The sequence below is a fragment of the Streptomyces sp. NBC_00005 genome, from assembly GCF_045160215.1.
In the GTDB taxonomy this organism is placed as follows: domain Bacteria; phylum Actinomycetota; class Actinomycetes; order Streptomycetales; family Streptomycetaceae; genus Streptomyces.
Map to the genome: position 1 here is coordinate 1,446,214 of NZ_CP108316.1, position 15,773 is coordinate 1,461,986.

General features: G+C 71.3%; 17 protein-coding genes and 1 pseudogene. 5 read left to right on the plus strand and 13 right to left on the minus strand.

What is annotated here, in order from left to right; translation table 11 throughout:
• Positions 1–4: 4 nt before the first annotated feature.
• The gene (gene argG, locus OG303_RS07075; RefSeq protein WP_405877123.1) at positions 5–1,459 is read left to right on the plus strand and encodes an argininosuccinate synthase; all 1,455 of its coding nucleotides are present in this window, start codon (positions 5–7) and stop codon (positions 1,457–1,459) included.
• 140 nt (positions 1,460–1,599) lie between these two features.
• On the opposite strand, the gene OG303_RS07080 is transcribed toward argG, so the two are convergent.
• The 8 genes and pseudogenes from OG303_RS07080 to OG303_RS07115 all read right to left on the minus strand — a co-directional run bounded on the left by OG303_RS07080 (position 1,600) and on the right by OG303_RS07115 (position 6,832).
• Positions 1,600–2,250: a phosphoribosyltransferase gene (locus OG303_RS07080; RefSeq protein WP_405865874.1), complete on the minus strand. Its 651-nt coding sequence runs from the start codon at positions 2,248–2,250 to the stop codon at positions 1,600–1,602.
• Positions 2,251–2,372: 122 nt separating this feature from the next.
• Complete coding sequence (locus OG303_RS07085) at positions 2,373–2,798, minus strand: CBS domain-containing protein (protein WP_405865876.1); 426 nt, start codon at positions 2,796–2,798, stop codon at positions 2,373–2,375.
• Positions 2,799–3,156: 358 nt separating this feature from the next.
• Positions 3,157–3,690 (minus strand): NUDIX domain-containing protein, encoded by a 534-nt coding sequence (locus OG303_RS07090; protein WP_405865878.1) that lies wholly within the window; start codon positions 3,688–3,690, stop codon positions 3,157–3,159.
• 76 nt (positions 3,691–3,766) lie between these two features.
• On the minus strand, positions 3,767–4,033 hold the full coding sequence (locus tag OG303_RS07095) for a dihydrofolate reductase family protein (RefSeq protein ID WP_405865880.1): 267 nt from the start codon (positions 4,031–4,033) through the stop codon (positions 3,767–3,769).
• On the minus strand, positions 4,018–4,524 hold the full coding sequence (locus OG303_RS07100; RefSeq protein WP_405865882.1) for a MarR family winged helix-turn-helix transcriptional regulator: 507 nt from the start codon (positions 4,522–4,524) through the stop codon (positions 4,018–4,020). Before OG303_RS07100 ends, OG303_RS07095 begins: the two co-directional genes overlap by 16 nt.
• 31 nt (positions 4,525–4,555) lie before the next feature.
• Positions 4,556–4,681 (minus strand): annotated as a pseudogene (locus OG303_RS07105) (hypothetical protein); the annotation flags it as partial.
• Positions 4,682–4,758: 77 nt separating this feature from the next.
• Positions 4,759–6,087, minus strand: coding sequence for an acyltransferase (locus tag OG303_RS07110; RefSeq protein ID WP_405865884.1), 1,329 nt, complete (start codon positions 6,085–6,087; stop codon positions 4,759–4,761).
• A gap of 94 nt (positions 6,088–6,181) precedes the next feature.
• Positions 6,182–6,832: a TetR/AcrR family transcriptional regulator gene (locus OG303_RS07115; protein WP_405865886.1), complete on the minus strand. Its 651-nt coding sequence runs from the start codon at positions 6,830–6,832 to the stop codon at positions 6,182–6,184.
• A 157-nt stretch (positions 6,833–6,989) separates the two neighbouring features.
• Here OG303_RS07115 and OG303_RS07120 point away from each other — a divergent pair, with 157 nt between their 5' ends.
• Both OG303_RS07120 and OG303_RS07125 read left to right on the plus strand, forming a co-directional pair.
• Entirely contained in the window at positions 6,990–7,781 is a 792-nt protein-coding gene (locus OG303_RS07120) for an SAM-dependent methyltransferase (protein ID WP_405865888.1), read from the plus strand.
• 325 nt (positions 7,782–8,106) lie between these two features.
• A complete protein-coding gene (locus OG303_RS07125) occupies positions 8,107–8,586 on the plus strand; it encodes an ATP-binding protein (RefSeq protein ID WP_405877125.1) in 480 nt (159 codons plus the stop codon).
• Positions 8,587–8,618: 32 nt separating this feature from the next.
• Here the strand turns inward: OG303_RS07125 and OG303_RS07130 are convergent, their stop codons facing one another.
• From OG303_RS07130 to OG303_RS07145, 4 genes are all read right to left on the minus strand, one after another.
• Positions 8,619–9,320, minus strand: a complete 702-nt coding sequence (locus OG303_RS07130; protein WP_405865890.1) for an SDR family oxidoreductase — start codon at positions 9,318–9,320, stop codon at positions 8,619–8,621.
• Between the two features lie 132 nt (positions 9,321–9,452).
• Positions 9,453–10,043, minus strand: coding sequence for a PadR family transcriptional regulator (locus OG303_RS07135; protein ID WP_405865892.1), 591 nt, complete (start codon positions 10,041–10,043; stop codon positions 9,453–9,455).
• 40 nt (positions 10,044–10,083) lie between these two features.
• Positions 10,084–10,872, minus strand: a complete 789-nt coding sequence (locus OG303_RS07140; RefSeq protein ID WP_405865894.1) for an SGNH/GDSL hydrolase family protein — start codon at positions 10,870–10,872, stop codon at positions 10,084–10,086.
• A gap of 66 nt (positions 10,873–10,938) precedes the next feature.
• Entirely contained in the window at positions 10,939–12,009 is a 1,071-nt protein-coding gene (locus OG303_RS07145) for an Lrp/AsnC family transcriptional regulator (RefSeq protein WP_405865896.1), read from the minus strand.
• Between the two features lie 124 nt (positions 12,010–12,133).
• On the opposite strand from OG303_RS07145, the gene OG303_RS07150 reads away from it, so the two are divergent.
• Together OG303_RS07150 and OG303_RS07155 are read left to right on the plus strand one after the other, a co-directional pair.
• Entirely contained in the window at positions 12,134–13,387 is a 1,254-nt protein-coding gene (locus OG303_RS07150) for an amidohydrolase family protein (RefSeq protein ID WP_405865900.1), read from the plus strand.
• On the plus strand, positions 13,387–14,958 hold the full coding sequence (locus tag OG303_RS07155) for an AbgT family transporter (protein WP_405865902.1): 1,572 nt from the start codon (positions 13,387–13,389) through the stop codon (positions 14,956–14,958). The genes OG303_RS07150 and OG303_RS07155 overlap by 1 nt, the downstream gene beginning before the upstream one ends.
• A gap of 14 nt (positions 14,959–14,972) precedes the next feature.
• On the opposite strand, the gene OG303_RS07160 is transcribed toward OG303_RS07155, so the two are convergent.
• Positions 14,973–15,767 (minus strand): alpha/beta fold hydrolase, encoded by a 795-nt coding sequence (locus OG303_RS07160; RefSeq protein ID WP_405865904.1) that lies wholly within the window; start codon positions 15,765–15,767, stop codon positions 14,973–14,975.
• Positions 15,768–15,773: the final 6 nt, after the last annotated feature.

Consider the following 15,773-nt stretch of genomic DNA (forward strand, 5'->3'; position numbering starts at 1 on the left):
TCCTATGTCCAAGGTCCTCACCTCCCTTCCCGTCGGCGAGCGCGTCGGCATCGCCTTCTCGGGCGGCCTCGACACCTCGGTCGCGGTCGCGTGGATGCGCGACAAGGGCGCCATCCCCTGCACCTACACCGCCGACATCGGTCAGTACGACGAGCCCGACATCGCCTCGGTGCCCGGCCGTGCGAAGACCTACGGTGCCGAGATCGCGCGCCTCGTCGACTGCCGTGCGGCACTCGTCGAGGAGGGCTTGGCCGCGCTCACCTGCGGTGCGTTCCACATCCGCTCGGGCGGGCGCGGCTACTTCAACACCACGCCGCTCGGCCGCGCCGTCACCGGCACCCTCCTGGTCCGCGCGATGCTCGAGGACAACGTCCAGATCTGGGGCGACGGCTCGACCTTCAAGGGCAACGACATCGAGCGGTTCTACCGCTACGGCCTGCTCGCCAATCCCCACCTGCGGATCTACAAGCCCTGGCTGGACGCGGCCTTCGTGACCGAGCTCGGCGGCCGCAAGGAAATGTCGGAGTGGCTGCTCGTGCACGGCCTGCCCTACCGGGACAGCACGGAGAAGGCGTACTCCACCGACGCCAACATCTGGGGCGCCACCCACGAGGCCAAGACGTTGGAGCACCTGGACACCGGCGTCGAGACCGTCGAGCCGATCATGGGCGTCCGGTTCTGGGACCCGTCGGTCGAGATCATCACCGAGGACGTGACGATCGGCTTCGACCAGGGCCGCCCGGTGACGATCAACGGCAAGGGGTTCGCCTCCCCCGTCGACCTGGTCATGGAGGCCAACGCCATCGGCGGCCGCCACGGCCTGGGCATGTCCGACCAGATCGAGAACCGGATCATCGAGGCCAAGAGTCGCGGCATCTACGAGGCGCCCGGCATGGCCCTGCTGCACGCGGCGTACGAGCGCCTGGTCAACGCGATCCACAACGAGGACACCCTCGCCCAGTACCACACCGAGGGTCGGCGCCTGGGCCGGCTGATGTACGAGGGCCGCTGGCTGGACCCGCAGGCGCTGATGATCCGGGAGTCGCTGCAGCGCTGGGTCGGCGCGGCGATCACCGGCGAGGTGACGCTGCGGCTGCGGCGCGGTGAGGACTACTCGATCCTCGACACCACAGGCCCGGCGTTCAGCTACCACCCGGACAAGCTGTCGATGGAGCGCACCGAGGACTCGGCATTCGGCCCGGTGGACCGGATCGGCCAGCTCACCATGCGCAACCTCGACATCGCCGACTCCCGCGCCAAGCTGGAGCAGTACGTCGGTCTCGGCCTGATCGGCACCGGCAGCCCCACCATCGGCGCCTCCCAGGCGGCCGCGACCGGGCTGATCGGCACCATGCCGGAGCTGCCGGAGGGTGGCGCCGAGGCCATCGCCTCCCGCGGCGAGGTCTCGGACGCGGACGAACTGCTGGACCGCGCCGCGATGGAGTTCGGCACGGACTGACCCCCGAGGGGATGCACCACCAAAAGAGGCCGGCTCGGCGCGAACGCCGTCGAGCCGGCCTCTTCCGTTCCCCTTTTCAGAGTTCCCTTTTCCGTTCCCCCTGCCCATCCCCCCGCCCCACTCCCCCTCTCCGATCCCGTTCAGTGTTCGGCCGTCGTGTGCAGCGCCTTCAGCACGTCCTCGTCCGTCAGCTGCTCGAAGTCCTCGTAGCAGAGGCCTACGGCCATGAAGGTAGGCGGCTGCTCCAGGCAGAGCACCTCGTCGGCCTCGTCGCGCATGCCGTCCGCCGCCTCCGGTGAGCCGACCGGCACGGCCAGCACGACGCGGGCGGGCGCCTGACGCCGTACGGAGCGCAGGGCGGCGCGGGCGGTTGATCCGGTCGCGAGCCCGTCGTCCACGACGATCGCGGTCCGGCCTGTCAGATCGGGGGCGGGGCGGCCCTGCCGGTAGAGGCGTTCGCGGCGGTGGAGCTCCGCGCGTTCCCGCTCGACCACCGGGGCGAGCATCGACTCGCTGAGGCCCAGTTGTTCGAGGGCGCGCTCGTCGAAGAGCGGATCGTCGTCGCCCACGATCGCGCCGACGCCGTACTCCTCGTGGAACGGGATGCCGATCTTCCGTACGACCAACACGTCGAGCGGGGCGCCGAGGGCCCGCGCCACCTCTTGGGCCACGGCGACGCCGCCGCGCGGCAGGGCGAGGACGACGGGGTCGGGCAGGGCGCCCTGCTTCTGCCGGACCCGCAGCCGTCCGGCCAGTTCCCGCCCGGCGTGCCCCCGGTCATGGAACTGCATCGCGGTCGCCACTCCTTCCCGCGGAGACGGCCCCCTGTGTCCGGTGCCCCGCGTACCCCTTGTGCGCCGGTCGATGCACGCGGCCCCGGCCTGCACACGGCGTCACCGGGTCTCGCGCACCCTCAACGGTTCGGTGCCGCCTTGCCGATGTCCGTCAGCGCGGAGTGCGTGTCCTCCGTCGTGGCAAGGTCACCGAGGCTGATCACACCGACCGGGCAGCCGCCGCGCTCGACGACCGGCAGGCGGCGGACGGCGTGGCGGCGCATCAGCTCGATGGCGCGGTCGGTCGTGTCGTCCGGCGTCAGGGTCGCCACGGGCGGCGGCGTGCACACGGATCCGACGGTCGTGCCGGCGGGGTCGCGGCCCTCGGCGAGCGCCCGGACCACGATGTCGCGGTCGGTGAGCACACCGAACAGATCGCAGTCGTAGGCCACCAACACGTCGCCGACATCCTGCTCACGCATCATGCGGGCGGCACGCGCCACCGTGGTCATGGGCTCGACGGCGGCCACGCCGGACGACATCACGTCGCGTACCTTCCGGGTCATGGCACCTCCCAGATCCCCGATCGGCGAGGTAGTGCATGTCGCCCGCGTAGCCCTCGGCGGGATCGGTAAACGGACCGCAGGTCGGGGCTGTGGTTGGTCGACGGACGGGGCGTCACCGTAGTCACCTTGGCTCGGAGAGGTATCTCAGTCCTTCGATCTTCATTCGATCTTCAGGAGACGGGCCAGGGCGAGATACGTCAGGGTCAGCGCGAGTGTCCTTGCGGCGAGGACACCCGGGCCGGGCCGCCCCTCGCCGCTTTGGTACGCCGGGCGGCGCGCCGCCCTCTTGTCCGTTCGCCCGACGACGTGGTCAGCGTCGCGGACTGTTCCCCCTGTGTCATGCACCCAACCTATGCGGTCAAGATCCTCGTGCTTCGTCGCCCTGTTCTCGGAGCCGATCGGCGCACTGCTTCATCCGGAGTCGGTCCTCGGCGAACCAGCCCTGCCACGGCTCGTCCAGCGGCAGCCAGGCCGCGGGCTGTCCCTCCTCGGGCGTCAACTGCGTTCGCCTGTCGAGGACTTCGAGGAACGTCAGGCCCACGGTGGCCGACCAGTCGGGGTGATAGGAGCGCACCATGACAGCCGCCGGTACCGGAAGGAGCTCGGCCCGGACGCCCGTCTCCTCGAACAGCTCCCGGCGGGCCGCCTCCCGTGGCGTCTCACCGGGGTCCACCTTGCCGCCGGGCGGCACCCAGCCGCGCCAGCGGTGCCGTACCAGCAGGACATGCGTCAGGGTGCTGTCGAAGGCCCACACTTCGCTGCCCAGCGGTGGGTTCAGCGCCGCGTCGGGGCGCAGCAGCCACTCCAGGGCGTCGTCGTGCGCGGTCAGAGCCTGTCGGGCGTCGCGGACCGCGGCCTCCAGGGTGCGCGGCTCGATGCGGTGGCGTGTCATCCGCCGGAGCGTACGACGCGCCACTGACAACGGCGCCCTACCCCTGGCAACGGCGTCAGACCACTGCCAACGCGTCTTAGCCGCGCAGCATTCGGTAGCGGAGGTGCGTCACGTCGCGTGCCTCCAGGCGGCGCAACAGCTCGAGTTCGACGTGGTCGGGGCCAAAGGCGTCGAACAACCGGCTGCCGTCGCCCAGCAGGACCTGGACGAGGCGGATCTCCAGTTCGTCCAGCAGCCCGGCGCGCAGGCACTCGTGCGCGGTGCTCGCACCGTGCAGCATGACGTCGCCCGCCGCCGGGTCCCAGCCAGGACCGCACCCTGGTTGCCCTACCGGCGTCGCCACGGCAGCACCGCCGGGTCGGTCTCGGTGCTCTCGGCGCGGTGCAGGGCGTCGCTGATGGCCTCGCCGATCTCCGCGAACTGCCGTACCTGTTCCGGGGTGAGGGCGTCGAACACCGCTCGGCGTACGGCGTCCACGTGGCCCGGGGCGGCACGCCGCAGCAGGGCGTGGCCCTCCTCGCTGAGGACGGCCAGCTGGCCTCGGCCGTCGGCCGGGTCCTCCCGCCGGTCCACGAGGCCGATCTCCTGCAGCCGGTTCACCGCGTGGGTGAGCCGACTGCGGGTGATCTTGAGCCGCTGGGCCAGTTCGGACATGCCGAGGGCACCGTCGGGCGTCGAGGAGAGGTGGGCGAGCAGGCTGTAGTCGGCGTGGGTCACGCCGGCGTCGCGCCGCAGCTGCCGGTTGAGATAGTCGGCGAGCAGGGTGGAGAAGTCGACGTAGGCCAGCCAGGCCCGTCGTTCGTCGGCGTTGAGCCAGCGCGGCGTCGTGGACATGCGCGCATTCTACCGCAATCCGTTTGAATATTCAATCACATGTGGAGTTCCGGTGTTCGGCGCCCAGTCGGGCGTAGTAGTCGATGAGGGCGGGGTCGTCCACCACGGCCGGGTTGACCACCTGCTCGACGGGCGCGCCCTGGAGCAGGCGCTTCATACGGGAGTGTCTGAGGACCCTCAACGGGCCTTCACACAGCGTCAGTCGAGAGCCCGCTGATGTCTCGCCGCCCGATGTCAGGCCGCCTCCTCCAAGGCGCCCGTGGCGTCCTCGGAGTGCTCGTCGCTGCGGTCGGCCGGCCTTCGGTGGAGCAGTACGAGCGCCGTGCCCACGGCCAGGCCCAGCGCGGGCAGTACGGGGAACCCGCCGTCGTGGGCGAAGCCCTGGGTGGCGAAGCGGGTCAGGACGGTGACGGCTGCGGCCAGGCCCGGCCAGAGCAGCCAGGGGCGGTACGGGCCGGCGTCCGGGCGGGTCCGCTCGTACCGCCTCATCAGGCCGCCCTCCAACGGGCGCAGCACCGATACCGCGGCAGCCAGGACGACGCCGAGTACCAGCAGCCAGGGGCCTCGCAGCGCCCACCAGGCCGCGGATGCGAGGGCGGGTTCGGGGGCCAGGCCGGTGAGGTAGAACGCGGCGGCGGCCACCAGTACCGGCAGCATGTGCCACAGATACAGCGTCATGCTGACGCCGCCCACGGGGCGCACCACGCGCCACACCCGCTCACGGTCCAGCAGGCGCCGCAGCACCGGTGCGGCGAGCAGGCACGCGCCCACCTGCGCGACCGCCCAGGACAGCATCGCCGCGGACGGCGGATCGGTGTTGCTGGGCGTCTGTCCGGTCACCAGGATCAGGCTGACGGGGAAGGGGCCGAGGGCGACGAGTGCCGCGAAGGCCAATCCGCCGCTCGCGGCCATCGCGGCCGGGACGAGCGGCCGGCGCTCGGTCAGCAGGCCGTCGCGCCAGCAGAAGCCCAGTTGGTAGGCGACGCCCCAGACGAGCACGTAGTTGAGCAGGCCCACGTAGGGTGCGTGCGCCGTGAGCACCAGCGCGTCGGCGGTCAGGGCGACCGCGCCCATGAGCACGGGGACGGCGAGCCCCCAGCGCCGGTGCGCCGCGTGCAGTACCGGCGTCAGGGCGCTGAGGAGCAGGTACACCGGCAGGAACCAGAACTGCATCGCCATGGCCCACCCGACGAGCGCGAGGGTGCCCGGGTCCACGCCGACCGCCGAGCAGACCGCGACGGCGAGCAGGACCAGGCCGCTGTACACGGCCGTCGGCAGCAGCAGACGCACCGCCCGCCGCCCCACCCAACCGGCCGCCGTACCGCCCGCCGACCGCGTCCGCGCCCAGGAGCCGCTCGCCGCGTGGCCTCCGGCCAGGAAGAACAGCGGCATGATCTGGAACAGCAGGGTCAGCCACTGGGTCCGGGGCACGCTCGCCAGCAGCTCCGGTGCGGTGAGCTCACCGCCGGGCCCGTGCCGCAGGGCGGTGATCAGCCAGTGGCCGAGCACGACCAGGACGATCGCCCACGCGCGCAGGAAGTCGACGTAGCGGTCTCGGCTCATGCGTCGCCATGCTGCCGCGGCCCTGGCATCGACGTGCCGAGAAGTCCGGGCCGCAACCAATCCGTGCCCGGTACGAGATCACCCGGGCCGGAACTCACGCGTCCGCGGCGGGCTCCTCGGGCGGCACGGTCGCCGCGACCTCCTCGACCACGGCGCTCGCCCGCTTCTCCGGTACGCCGGCCGCGATGAGCGTGGCGACGGCCGTACGGGTCCCGTCGTCCTCCAGCGCCCCGGTGTTCACGTCCTCGAGCAGGGCGACCGTCATCGCCTCAAGGGCGGCGCTCAGCACGGCGGGCGGCAGATGGGAGTGGAAGACGCCGTCGCGCTGCCCTCGCTCCAGAATCGCCGTGACCACCTCGCGGGCCGGGGCCAGGACCTCGGTCACCCACTCCGCACCCAGGTCCCGCCGGGCCAGCCCCAGCAGCATCCGGTAGCGGTCCCCCACCGGCCACATGGAGAGCACGAAGTACGCGAACGCCCTCTCGGCCGGCTCCTCGGGCCGCGCCCCGCGCACGAGCGCCTCGCGCAGCGCCTCGGACGCCTCTTCGGTGAGCGCCTCCAGCAGGGCCTGGCGGCCGGGGAAGTGACCGAAGAGCGTGCGCCGTACGACACCCGCGGCGCGCGCGAGTTCCTCGAGGGTGATGCCGGGATTGCGCCCGAGCTCCTGGCGGGCCGTGGCCAGGATGCGCGCCCGGTTGGACCGCGAGTTGCGGCGCAGCGGCTCACGGGCGGCGGGCTTGGTCACGGATCACCCTCGGCGGACGGGTCGGCAGGACGGCTGAGCAGGAGGAACGGCACATCCATTTTGGCACGGCGCCGAGAAGGCGGTTCCGGGGCACGCGCTTGACGGATCACGCGGCAGGCGGTGGGGTGGTGGCCGTCGGTCAACTGCGGGAGTTCTCATGCCACTTGACGGCTCGATCGTCGACGACAAGGTTCCGCACTCCGCCCGGATCTGGAACTACTGGCTGGGCGGCAAGGACTGCTACGAGATCGACCGTCGGGTCGGTGACCGGATCGTCGCGGCGAACCCGCAGATCCTCGACATCGCACGGGCCCAGCGGGCGTTCCTCGTGCGCACGGTGGAGTACCTCGTCCGCGAGGTGGGCATCCGCCAGTTCCTGGACGTCGGCACGGGCCTGCCCACCGCGGACAACACCCACGAGGTGGCGCAGCGGATCGCCCCCGAGACGCGGATCGTCTACGTCGACAACGACCCCGTCATGCTGGCCCACGCGGCGGCGCTGCTCACCGGCGCCCCGGAGGGCAGCACCGCCTACGTGGACGCCGACCTGCGCGATCCCGAGCGCATTCTGCGGGGCGCCGCGAAGACGCTGGACTTCACCCGCCCCGTCGCGCTCGTCCTGCTGGGGATCACGGCCCATGTCGTCGACGACACCGCCTACGACATCGTGGGGCGCCTGGTCGATGCGCTGCCCTCCGGGAGCCATCTCGTACTGTGCGACGACACCGAGGTCCTCGACCCTGATGCAATGCGCACGATGATCGAGCAGTGGAACGAGGCGGGCGACAATCCCCGCGTCAACCGCAGCCCACAACAGCTCGCCCGCTTCTTCGACGGCCTGGAGCTGCTCGAACCCGGCCTGGTGTCGGTCTCTCGCTGGCGGCCGACCGCTGCCGCCGGGGAGCCGCGGGAGGTCGACGACTTCGGCGGCGTCGGCCGCAAGCGGTAGCACGCACGTCAGCCATTCTGTCCGAGAACGGGCAGCCGCCCAGCCGGTCACCCGGTCGGTTGCCGGTAGGCGGAGCCGACGCCACGGAGGTCTGCGGCACCCGGCCAACTGCGGCCCTGAAGTGCCCACTTCCGGACCGCACCGCGCGGCACGGGCCTGCGGCGCCGGACCTCGCGGCCAGGAGTTCCCTCCAGGCGCCGCTACGTTACCGACGGTCCAGATATGGCCAGATTCAGCCGAGCGTCGTGTGCGGCGTGACATTGATCTGTCACTGTGCGCTTCTTCCAGTGTCGAGTCTTTTCGATCTCATTCCGGAGGGATGCGTGTGCTGAGACGCGAGACGTTCCGACTTCCCCGGCATCCGGCTTCGGTCGGCTTCGCCCGGTACCGGGTACGGCAGCACCTGGCCACCTGGGGCCACGACAGGGGCGACGAGATCACGGAGAGAGTCGTACTGCTGGCCTCCGAGCTGGCGGCGAACGTCGTCCGTCACGGGCCCATCCTGGAGCGCCAGTTCGAGTTAGCGGTGACGGCACGGGCCGACGGCTCCTGTTTCATAGCCGTCTCCGACGAGAGCTCCGCGCAGCCCGTCCTGCGTGCCGTGCCCACCGCGGAGGACGAGATGGGCAGGGGCCTGCACCTCGTCGACCAGCTGGCCCAGACCTGGGGGGTACGGGGCCGGGGGCGGCACGGCAAGACGGTGTGGGCGGTGGTTCGTCACCCGTGTTCGCGTGCGGTCGCCGGTATGCCGTCACCGAGATCCGCGAACTCGACGATCCAGGCTCCGCAGCGGCAGCGGGGGTAGCGCAACCACGCTCCCGCGGGGTGCGGCCGGCGTCAGTGGACCAACTGCGGGTACAGCGCCGTCAGGTCGCCGGCCAGCCCCGCCTTCACCTGGCGCGAGATGTCGTCGGCCAGGACCTCGTGCGCTCCCGCCTCGATGCCGTCGAGCGCGAGCGCGGCGACGGCGTGGGGCTCGGACTTGGGCGCGTCGATGCGGGTGGTGAGGTCGGTGTCCACGTAGCCGACATGCAGGCCGGTGACCGCGATGCCACGCGGCAGCAGCTCCAGGCGCAGGGAGTTGGTCTGCTGCCACAGGGCAGCCTTCGAGGCGCTGTAGGAACCGGCGTTGCCGAGCCACGACAGCACGGAGTGGACGTTGAGGATGTGGCCGCCGCCGTTGCGCTCGATGACCGGGGCGAAGGCGCGGGTCACCAGCAGCGGCCCGTAGAAGTTGATCTCGAACTCGCGGCGCACGTCGTCGACCGGGGTGTCGAGGAAGGACCCGCCGACAGAGGCGCCGGCGTTGTTGATCAGCACGGTGACGTCCTGGGCCCGAGCGGCGGCGGCCGCCACCGCGTCCGGGTCGGTGACCTCGAGCGCCAGCGGAACGGCGTCGGGGTGCGTCACCGTCCGCGGGTCGCGGGCAGTGGCGTACACCTTGCCCGCGCCACGGGCGTACAGCTCTTCCACCAGCGCCTTGCCGATGCCCCGACTGCCGCCGGTGACGAGGACGACGGCGTCTTTGATCTCGGTCATGACTGACTCCCCACTCGGAAAACCGATCGGTTTCCAGTCATCGTAAACCGATCGGTTTCCGCGCTCAAGGGCAGCCCGATGAACCGGCCGTCACACCGGTAATCCGATCTCGACCCCTGAGAGGGAAGGACGTCAGTCGTCGGCCGACGCGCCCAGCGCCGAAGCGCGCTGTTCGAGCCGCTTCAGGACCGTCTCGCCCCACTGGAGGTTGGCCTGCTCGAGGGCGATGCCGCCCAGGAGGGTGAGGTAGGGGCCGATGCGCTCGGCGGTGGCGAGGTACTCCTCCTCGCTGCGGCCGTCGAGCATGCGCTCCTGCATGCGCTGGTAGCGGGCCAGCTTGGCGGTGGACCGCTCGAAGCGCTCGGCGACCGAGGCCCGTACGGCGTCGACGTCCCGGGCGTCTCCGATGTCGACGCACTGGACCTTGACCATCAACTCGTCCCGCAGGGCCAGCGGCTTGGCCGGAGCCTCGCCGACGTAGTCGCGCAGGACCTCGAGTCCGGCATCGGTGAGCGAGAAGAGCCGCTTGTTGGGCCGGCGTTCCTGCTGGACGACCCGGGCCGAGACGAGCCCTTCCTTCTCCATCCGTTCCAGCTCGCGGTAGAGCTGCTGAGGGGTGGCCATCCAGAAGTTGGCGACCGAGGCCTCGAAGCCCTTCGCGAGGTCGTATCCGGACGCCTCACCCTCCAGGAGCGCGGCCATCACCGCGTTGCGCAGAGCCATTGCCCCAATTTAACAGCTTGTTGATTAGTCAATGGGGCGACTATCCCTCGGCGAGCGCGGTCACCGGGAGCAGGGCGGGGCGCTTGGCCTGTCGCCCGTCGCCGGACGAGCGGCCGCGCAGCCGCCGGACGAGCCAGGGGCCCAAGAAGCCGCCGGCCCAGCGCAGTTCGGTGCCCACGGCCCGCAGGCGCGAGCGCGCCGCCTCCGCAGGCAGCGGCCTCGTCCAGCTGTCGTCGCTGCCCGGCAGGTCGAGGGCGTGGGCGACCGCGGCGGCGATGAGGGCATGGCCGCGCGGGCTGGCGTGCAGCCGGTCCGCGCTCCAGATCCGGGGGTCGGTGACCACCGGGTAGGGCTGCGGGTCGACCACCACGACGCCGTGCCGCAGGGCCGCCTCCCGGATGCGGGCGTTGAGGGCGACGACCCGCGGGGCGAGCGGCCGGGCCAGCGGGGCGATGTGGCCGATGTCGGGGAAGGTGATCGTCGCGACGCGGGCGCCCTGACCGGTGAGCGCGGCGAACATGGCCTCCAGATGACCGGCCACCTCGTCCGGGTCGAACCGGCGCCGCAGCACGTCGTTCAGCCCGGCGACCACCGTGGCGAGGTCGGGCCGCAGCGCGACGGCGGGCGCGAGCTGCTCGGCGCGCACCTGTCCGGCGAGCCGGCCGCGTACGGCGAGGTTGGCGTAGAGCAGGTCCGGACTGCTGTGGGCGATCTGTTCGGCGAGGCGGTCCGCCCACCCCCGCAGGCCCCGGGCCTCGTCACCGTCGCCGAGCCCTTCGGTCTGGCTGTCGCCCAGGGCGACGTATCGCAGGTATCCACTGTCTGCCACGGTCGACCGCCTTCCGTCGCCACTGCACACCGAGTCGAGCCACTAATTGCTTACTCGCATTGTTGACTATACCGATACCGGCCCGGTCATCGCACGCCCCAGGCCCTGGGGGTGCCGGAGCGGTACGACTCCGATGCAGCGGCCGTCGTGGTCCAGCAGATGCCCCATGTGCTTGACCGTGCGCAGCACCACCGAGCGGTCGGCGACGGTGAGACGCGGGAGCTTGCGGGAAAGGTGGGCCTCGAAGGCGTGCACGTCGTGCAGCTGGCGCAGCCAGACGTCGATCACGAGGTTGTGCGGCCCCGCGGTGATCGCGCAGGAGCGCACCTCGCGCACCCCGGCCAGCATGCGGCTGGTCTCCTCCACGTACTGGCCCGGTACCGAGGCGAAGTAGACCGCGGACAGCGGCCATCCCGACAGCGGGCGGGCCAGGTCGCAGCGCAGGCTGAGGCGGGAGGCGAGGAGGGACTGCAGTCTGCGGCGCATCGTGGTGAGGCTGGTGTCGGTCGCCGCGGACAGGTCGCGCAGGGACATGCGGCCGTCCCTGCTCAGCAGTTCCAGCAGGCGGTTGTCGAGGTCGTCCCAGCCGGCCTCGGCGGTGCGCACGGGCAGGCCGGGCGGCGCCACCGCCGCCTCGATCCGCGCGCTCTGGGCCTCGTCCAGGCTGCGCAGGCGCCAGCGGCTGCCCTCGGTGGGGACGCCGGTGGACACGTGGGTCCGCGTCGCGCGCACCCCTGGCGTCCGCTGGAACATCAGGGTGGTGAGGCGGGCCAGTTCGTCCAGGTTGCGGGCCTGTACCGCGGCGACCAGGTCGCGGCCGCCCGCCGTGAGCTTGATGTTGGCCACCGAGGGGTCCGCCGCGAGGGCCTGGGCCACGTCCTCGGCGACGCCGGGCTCGGTGTCGACCTCGACCACGCCGGTGACCACGATCCTTGAGTTGGACAGCCGCGGATAGGCGGTGACCCAGGCGAGGCCGGCCTCCTCCAGCCGGTGCCAACGCCGCGCCGCGGTGACCGGGTTCACCCCGAGCACCTCGCCGACGAGCGTCCACGGAGCCCTGGGATAGATCTGCAGCGCGTGGACGACGCCTCTGTCCAGTTCGTCGAGATCCGCGGAGACACGATCCTGCACACCCATGGGCGGCACTTCTCTGCACGCGCCCGGGGAATCCGACCGGAAACCTGCATCGTCACACCAGGTTTTCTTCTGCATTCCACACTCCCTTCGCCTGCTACCGACAACGGAGGAGTGACCGCACCCCATGACGGACACCACCACCCGAACCGCTCTTCGGGTCCACAACGCCCGGCTGATCGACGGCACGGGCTCGTCCCCCGTGGACGACGCCGTGGTCTCCATCGATGCCCAGGGCACCATCACCTACGCCGGTCCCGCCGCGACCGCGCCCCCGGCAGGCGGTGAGCGTGCCGTCGACGCCGGTGGCCGCACCGTACTGCCCGGCTTCTTCGACTGCCACGTCCACCTCGCCTACGCGCAGGGCTCGCCGCCCAGCCGGCGCGCGGAACTGGACCCGGTCCTGGTCACCCTGGACACGGCCGCACGGCTGCGGCAGACACTCGCCGCCGGCATCACCACCGCCCGCGACCTGGGCGGCCTGTCGGCGGGCTTCCGCACGGCCGTCGAGACCGGACGCGTGGTGGGACCGCGGCTGCACACGGCCGTGCGGATCATCAGCCACACCGGCGGCCACGCCGACGTACGCCTGCCCGACGGCACCGACCTGAGCGCCGGGATGTCGGAGATCGCCGACGACACGGACGCGGCCCGGCTCGCCGTGCGGCGGGTGCTGCGCGACGGCGCGGACTTGGTGAAGGTGTGTGCCACGGGCGGCATGGGCAGCCCGTACGACGACCCCGACGACGAGGGCCTGCTCGAGGAGGAGATCCGGGCCGTCGTCGACGAGGCTCGCCGCCACGGCGACAAGCCGGTGGCCGCGCACGCCCAGGGCAACGCCGGCATCCTCAACGCGATCCGCGGCGGAGTAACCAGCATCGAGCACGGCTACGGCCTGGACGAGCGGGCCCTCGACATGGCGGGCGAACAGGGCGTCTTCGTCGTACCGACGCTGTCCACCGTCTACGCCGGCATCAACAGGGACACGATGCCGGACTACCACTACCAGAAGAAGGTCCGCTGGTCCGGAACCACGAAGGAGAACATCGCGCGGGCCATCGAGTACGGTGCCCGGATCGCGCTCGGCACCGACGCCGCCGTCGGCCCGCACGGCGTGAACCTCATGGAACTCAGCTATCTCGTGGACCTCGGCATGGACCCCATGGACGCCATCGTCGCCGGCACCCGCACCTCCGCCGAACTGCTCGGCATCGCCGACCGGCTGGGCACCCTCGCCGCCGGCCGCACCGCCGACCTGGTCGTGTGCGACGGCGACCCGCTCACGGACATCGGCGTCCTCGGCGACCCCGCGAACATCGTCTGCGTCGTCCAGGACGGCGTCGTACGCAAGGACCTCCTGCCAACCGAAGGGCGGCTCTGATGTCCTCACTGACCGACCTCAACGCCCCGGCCGGCAAGTCCCCGGACAAGCAGCGGCCGACCGGCATCGACCGGGTGCTCGCGCTCATCGAGCGGGCGGGCAACGCGCTGCCCAACCCGATCGTCCTGTTCACCGCCCTCTTCGTGATCCTGGCCCTCATCTCCACCGCGCTCGCGGTGGCCGGTGTGAAGGTCGCCGTTCCCGGAACCTCCGACACCAAGCCCATCGGCGGGCTGTTCACCGGCGAAGGCGTGCGCTGGCTGACGGAGAACCTCGTCACCAACTTCGCCACCTTCCCGCCCATCGCCGCCGTGCTGCTCATGATCATGGCGGTGGGGGTCGCGGAGAAGGCGGGGCTGCTGGAGACCGTCATGCGGGCCACGCTGGCCCGCGCGCCGCGTGCTCTGCTGCCGTACCTGGTGGCGCTGGTCGCCTGCCAGGCGCACATGATCAGCGACGTCGCCGCGATCGTGCTGCCGCCGCTGGCGGCCGTGGTCTTCAAGAGCGCCGGACGGCATCCCGTGGCGGGCCTGATCGGCGGCTTCGCCTGCGTCGGCGCGGGCTATGCCGCGGGGTTCACCATCGGCTCGCTGGACGCGCTCTACATAGGCATCACCCAGCAGGCGGCCTCGGTCCTGCCGGCCGCCAAGGGCCTCGACCTGAACCTGCTCATCAACTACTTCTTCACCGCGTCGAGCAGCCTGGTCCTCGGCTCGCTGGGCGGCTTCCTCATCAGCCGCGTCCTGGAACCGCGCCTGGGCCCGTACGAGGCCTCCGACGACGAGCCCGAGGAGCAGGACCTCACCCTCACTCCGGTGCAGCGCCGCGGCCTGCTGTTCACCGGCGTGGTCGTCGTCCTCTACGTGGGTGCGGTCCTGTCCCTGTGGCTGCCCGAGGGTGCGCCGTTGCGCGGCGAGGGCGGCACGCTCGTGCCCTCTCCCCTGCTGACCGGCATCGTGCCGGTGCTGTTCGGCGCGTTCCTGCTGGCGGGGCTCACCTACGGGTTCACGGTGAAGGCGCTGGCGGGCTCGGAGGGCGTGGTCACGGCGATGACCGACTCCGTGAAGAACATGTCGGGCTACATCGTCCTGATGTTCGTCGCCTCGCAGGTCATCGCCCTGTTCAACTGGTCCAACGTGGGCGTTCTGCTCGCCGTGAAGGCCGCGGCCGGGCTCGACTCCATCGGTCTGACCGGCTTCTGGGCGCTGATCGCGTTCGTGCTGCTGGTCTCCTGTCTCAACCTGTTCATCGTCTCGGGGTCGGCGCTGTGGTCGCTGGTGGGGCCGGTGTTCGTCCCGGCGTTCATGCTGCTGGGCATGAGCCCGGCCCTCAGCCAGGCCGCCTTCCGTATCGGCGACTCGGCCACCGGCATCATCACGCCGATGAACCCGTACGTGTTCCTGCTGCTGGCCCTGCTGCGCCGCTACGAACCGGAGGCCCGGCTGGGCACGCTCATCGCCCGGCTGTCCATCTTCACGGTGCCGTTCCTGGTGGTGTGGCTGGCGATCCTGGGGATCTTCTACGGCTTCCACCTGCCGCTCGGGCCCGGGGCGCACATCGGCCTCAAGTGAGCTCGGCGGCCGCCTTACTCGGACGCCGTCCATGCCAGTACGACCTTGGCGAACTCCCCGGGCAACTGCTCGGGGAGTGGCACGTGGCCACCGGTCATGACGCGGGTCTCGCAGCCGACGGCGGCGGCGAACTTCTCGAGCGCGGGCAGGGAGTAGTGGTCACCGGCGGCGCAGACGGCGAGGATGCGGGCGGTGACGCGGGGCAGCCGCCGGTCCATCTCGTACTGCCGCACCGCCACGTGGCCCTCCTCGACGCGGTCCAGGACCGTGAGCGCGTCGATCATGAACCGGTTGAGCGCGGCTTCCTGGCCCTGCTCGTAGAAGCCCCGCCGGCGGTTCCACAACTCGACCAGATGCGAACCGTCGGGCCGGGGGTCGACGTGATCGACGAGCTTGCGCTCGCCCGCCGTGCGCCGCTTCTCCTCGTCGATGAAGGGCGTGCCGGACAGGACGAGGCTCGCGACGCGGTCCTGGAGACGGGCGGCGAGTTCCACCGCGATCACGCCGCCGGTGTGGTGCCCGACCAGATGGAGGCGCTCCAGGCCGAGCGCGTCGACGAGCGCTTCGGCGGCGTCGGCGAAGCGCTCGATGGAGTGCGGTCCCTGGGGTTTGGCGGAGGCGCCGTAGCCGAGGGTGTCCATGGCGATCGCCCGGTGCGCGGTGCCGACCAGGGGCAGCACGTCGAGGTACTCGGTCCATGAGCGCGGGGTCTGATGGAGCATCAGGACGGGATCGCCGGTGCCGCATTCGGCGTAGTGCAGCTGGCCGAAGGGGGTGTCGGCATAGTTGTGCCGGATGTCGTGGGTCATGTGCGG

Bases quoted from the DNA above. Each gene is read 5' to 3' on its own strand.
- OG303_RS07100 (WP_405865882.1), bottom strand. From the start codon at position 4,524: ATGTCCACGACGCCGCGCTGGCTCAACGCCGACGAACGACGGGCCTGG.
- OG303_RS07155 (WP_405865902.1), top strand. From the start codon at position 13,387: ATGTCCTCACTGACCGACCTCAACGCCCCGGCCGGCAAGTCCCCGGAC.
- OG303_RS07090 (WP_405865878.1), bottom strand. From the start codon at position 3,690: ATGACACGCCACCGCATCGAGCCGCGCACCCTGGAGGCCGCGGTCCGC.
- OG303_RS07080 (WP_405865874.1), bottom strand. From the start codon at position 2,250: ATGCAGTTCCATGACCGGGGGCACGCCGGGCGGGAACTGGCCGGACGG.
- OG303_RS07135 (WP_405865892.1), bottom strand. From the start codon at position 10,043: ATGGCTCTGCGCAACGCGGTGATGGCCGCGCTCCTGGAGGGTGAGGCG.
- OG303_RS07150 (WP_405865900.1), top strand. From the start codon at position 12,134: ATGACGGACACCACCACCCGAACCGCTCTTCGGGTCCACAACGCCCGG.
- OG303_RS07145 (WP_405865896.1), bottom strand. From the start codon at position 12,009: ATGGGTGTGCAGGATCGTGTCTCCGCGGATCTCGACGAACTGGACAGA.
- OG303_RS07160 (WP_405865904.1), bottom strand. From the start codon at position 15,767: ATGACCCACGACATCCGGCACAACTATGCCGACACCCCCTTCGGCCAG.
- OG303_RS07130 (WP_405865890.1), bottom strand. From the start codon at position 9,320: ATGACCGAGATCAAAGACGCCGTCGTCCTCGTCACCGGCGGCAGTCGG.
- OG303_RS07085 (WP_405865876.1), bottom strand. From the start codon at position 2,798: ATGACCCGGAAGGTACGCGACGTGATGTCGTCCGGCGTGGCCGCCGTC.
- OG303_RS07120 (WP_405865888.1), top strand. From the start codon at position 6,990: ATGCCACTTGACGGCTCGATCGTCGACGACAAGGTTCCGCACTCCGCC.
- OG303_RS07110 (WP_405865884.1), bottom strand. From the start codon at position 6,087: ATGAGCCGAGACCGCTACGTCGACTTCCTGCGCGCGTGGGCGATCGTC.
- argG (WP_405877123.1), top strand. From the start codon at position 5: ATGTCCAAGGTCCTCACCTCCCTTCCCGTCGGCGAGCGCGTCGGCATC.